The organism is uncultured Ruegeria sp. (assembly GCF_947497005.1).
Lineage (GTDB): Bacteria > Pseudomonadota > Alphaproteobacteria > Rhodobacterales > Rhodobacteraceae > Ruegeria.
Genome location: NZ_CANMFF010000050.1, coordinates 1 through 4,034 on the forward strand (window position 1 = coordinate 1; position 4,034 = coordinate 4,034).

Sequence of the window (4,034 nt, forward strand, 5' to 3'; positions counted from 1 at the left end):
CTCACGTTCGAACATCTGAAGGCTCAGGTATCTGAGGGTTTGTTGGACACTGTATTGGTGTGCATGGTTGATATGCAGGGTCGTTTGATGGGCAAGCGGTTTCATGCGGGTCATTTTGTGGCGGGGGCCTGGGAAGAGACGCATTGTTGCAACTATCTGCTGGCCACCGATCTGGAGATGGGCACGCCTGATGGCTACGCCTCGACCAGTTGGGAGCGGGGTTATGGCGACTATGTCATGAAGCCCGATCTGGATACCCTGCGCCCGGTGCCCTGGCTTGAGGGCACAGCGATGGTGATGTGCGATATGCTGGACCATCATACCCATGAAGAGGTGCCCCACGCGCCGCGCTCGATCCTGAAGAAGCAGGTCAACCGTCTGAAGGCCATGGGCTATGACGCGATGACCGCGACGGAATTGGAGTTTTTCCTGTTCGAGAAGAGCTTTGACCAGATCCGCAAGGAGGGCTTCCGCGATCTGGAACCGATCTCGGGCTATAACGAAGACTATCACATTCTGCAGACCACCAAGGAAGAGCATGTGATGCGGCCCATCCGCAACCATCTGTGGAACGCGGGCCTCCCGGTTGAGAACACCAAGGGTGAAGCAGAGACCGGGCAGGAAGAGCTGAACATCAAATACGCACCCGCAATGGATACGGCCGAATACCACTCGATCGCCAAGAATGCCGTGAAGGAGATCGCCTGGCAGCACGGCCATGCGGCGACCTTCCTGCCGAAATGGCATCACGACAAGGTGGGCAGTTCCTCGCATGTGCATCAGTCGCTCTGGGCCGACGGCAAGCCTGCCTTTTTTGATGAGGCAGACGGGTTGGGCATGTCGGTCCTGATGAAGAGCTATATGGCGGGTCTGCTGAAATACGCCCCTGATTATACCTATTTCATGGCTCCCTACATCAACAGCTACAAACGCTTCATGAAAGGGACATTCGCGCCGACGCGGATCATCTGGTCAGTGGACAACCGCACCGCTGGGTTCCGCCTGTGTGGTGACGGGACCAGGGCCGTGCGGGTGGAATGCCGGATTCCGGGCTCGGACATGAACCCTTATCTGGCAATGGCCGGGATGCTGGCGGCAGGGATCGCGGGGATCGAAGAAGGGCTGGAGTTGCAACCGCCCACCAAAGGCGACGTCTATCAGGGCGAGACCGGAATGATCCCCGGCAACCTGCGCGCTGCGCGGGATGCTCTGCATGGCTCAGCCATGTTGCGGGTCGCTATGGGGGATGAGGTGGTCGATCACTATGCCCGCGCGGCGGAAGTCGAGATCGAGGAATTCGAGCGCGTGGTCACCGATTGGGAAGTTGCCCGCGGGTTCGAACGGGCTTGAGGTCGGGTCAGGCTGGGGGCTCTGCCCCCAGACCCCCGAGATATTTTTGGCCAGATGAAGCAGGGATCCTGTTTCTTTCGGAAATGGAGTGAAGATGGGGCAGATGTTGAAATGTGTCTCACCGATCGATGGATCGGTTTATGCCGAACGTGAAACCCTGTCGCGGGATGCTGCCTTTGAGGTCGCCGCGCGGGCACGGGCCGCACAGGCGGACTGGGCGGCGCGGCCGCTGCAGGAGCGTATTGACCTGGTTATGGCGGGCGTCGCCGCCGTGGGCACGATGAATGATGAGATCGTGACCGAACTGGCGCATATGATGGGCCGTCCGGTGCGCTATGGCGGCGAGTTTGGCGGCTTCAACGAACGTGCCAGCCATATGGCAGAGATCGCCGAGGCGTCACTGGCCGATATTGCCGTGAGCGAGGATGAGACATTCCGGCGCTATATCAAGCGCATGCCGCATGGGGTGGTGTTTGTGGTTGCGCCCTGGAACTATCCTTACATGACGGCGATCAACACCGTCGCGCCTGCACTGATTGCGGGCAATACGGTGATCCTGAAACACGCCACGCAAACCCTGCTGGTGGGGGAACGCATGGCGCAGGCGTTTTATTCGGCGGGTGTGCCTGCAGATGTGTTCCAGAACGTCTTTCTGAGCCATGACGTGACCAATGACCTGATTGCCGGCAATGCGTTCGACTTCGTGAACTTCACCGGCTCGGTCGGCGGCGGTCAGGCAATGGAGCGCGCGGCGGCGGGCACCTTCACCGGCGTCGGCACCGAGCTGGGCGGCAAGGATCCGGGCTATGTCATGGACGACGCCGATCTGGAGGCGGCGGTCGACACATTGATCGACGGTGCGATGTTCAATTCCGGCCAATGCTGCTGCGGGATTGAGCGGATTTACGTTCACGAAAGCCTCTATGACGATTTTGTCGCCAAGGCGGTGGACATCGTGAAGGGTTACAAACTGGGCAATCCGCTGGACGCTGAGACGACGATTGGCCCGATGGCCAATGTGCGTTTCGCCGATGAAGTGCGGGCACAAATCGCCGAAGCGGTTGACGCTGGTGCAGTCGCGCATATCGACACATTCTCCGAGGACGACGGCGGTGCGTATCTGACACCGCAGATCCTGACCAATATGACCCATGACATGCGGGTGATGCGGGACGAGAGCTTTGGGCCCGTGGTGGGCATCATGAAAGTGTCCTCGGACGAGGAAGCGATTGCACTGATGAATGACAGCGAATTTGGCCTGACCGCCAGCCTGTGGACCCGCGATGTGGATCGTGCGGCCCGGGTGGGCGATCAGGTGGAAACAGGCACCGTGTTCATGAACCGGGCCGACTATCTGGACCCCGGCCTGTGCTGGACCGGCTGCAAGAACACCGGGCGCGGCGGCGGCCTTTCGGTCATTGGATATCACAACCTAACCCGTCCCAAATCCTACCACCTGAAAAAGGTCACGGGCTAAGGACGACGGTCTGCCCGGGTTTGGCCCCCTCCCCCCGAGCAGACCTCAAATCACGAAGGAAACCTGACATGTCACTTGTTGGAAACTGGTCCTATCCGACCGCCATCAAATTCGGTGCCGGACGCATCAAGGAACTGCCCGAAGCCTGTGCCGCCACCGGGATGAAAAAACCCCTGCTTGTCACGGACAAGGGCTTGGCCGATCTGCCGATCACCACTGCAACGTTGGATATCATGGAGGCGGCCGGTCTGGGCCGTGGTTTATTCAGCGATGTGGACCCGAACCCGAACGAGAAAAACCTCGATGCCGGGGTCGCGGCTTATAACGCGGGCGGCCATGACGGGGTGATCGCCTTTGGCGGCGGCTCGGGTCTGGATCTGGGCAAGATGGTCGCCTTCATGGCAGGCCAGACACGCCCGGTATGGGACTTTGAGGATATAGGCGACTGGTGGGCGCGCGCCGACGCGGATGTGATCGCGCCGATCATCGCGGTGCCGACCACCGCCGGGACGGGATCAGAAGTGGGTCGCGCCAGCGTCATCACCAATTCCGAGAGCCACGCCAAGAAGATCATCTTCCATCCCAAGGTTCTTCCGACCGTCGTGATCTGTGATCCGGAACTGACCGTCGGGATGCCAAAGTTCATCACCGCAGGCACCGGGCTGGACGCTTTTGCGCATTGTGTCGAGGCCTTCTCGAGCCCGCATTACCATCCAATGAGCCAGGGCATGGCGCTGGAGGGTATGCGTCTGGTGAAAAAATATCTGCCTCGGGCTTACGCAGACGGCACCGATATCGAGGCCCGCGCCCAGATGATGAGCGCAGCAGCCATGGGTGCCACCGCGTTCCAGAAAGGTCTTGGCGCGATCCACGCGATGAGCCATCCCATAGGCGCGGTCTTCAACACCCATCACGGCACTACCAACGCTGTTTGCATGCCCGCCGTGCTGGAGTTCAACGCCCCTGCCATCGCCGACCGGTTCCAACAGGCCGCGTCTTATTTGGGCATTGATGGTGGCTTTGACGGCTTCCGTGCCTTTGTGCAGGAGTTCAACGACAGCCTCGGCATCCCCCGCACACTGTCCGACCTGAGCGTCACCGAAACCGCCATCCCGGAACTGGTCCAAGGCGCAATCATCGACCCATCATGCGGGGGTAACCCGATAGAGTTGACGAAAGAAAACCTCACGCAACTGTTCAAAGCTGC

General features: G+C 60.0%; 3 protein-coding genes. All 3 read left to right on the forward strand.

Features of this window, described 5'->3' with window-relative positions:
- On the forward strand, nt 1-1,350 hold a 1,350-nt coding region (locus tag Q0816_RS25820), incomplete at its 5' end, for a glutamine synthetase family protein (protein WP_298856157.1).
- 94 nt (nt 1,351-1,444) lie between these two features.
- Nucleotides 1,445-2,827, forward strand: a complete 1,383-nt coding sequence (locus Q0816_RS25825; RefSeq protein WP_298856159.1) for an aldehyde dehydrogenase family protein — start codon at nt 1,445-1,447, stop codon at nt 2,825-2,827.
- A 68-nt stretch (nt 2,828-2,895) separates the two neighbouring features.
- On the forward strand, nt 2,896-4,034 hold a 1,139-nt coding region (locus Q0816_RS25830), incomplete at its 3' end, for an iron-containing alcohol dehydrogenase (protein ID WP_298856161.1).

Coding starts and splice junctions, on each gene's coding strand:
- Q0816_RS25825 (WP_298856159.1), top strand. CDS start 1,445: ATGGGGCAGATGTTGAAATGTGTCTCACCGATCGATGGATCGGTTTAT.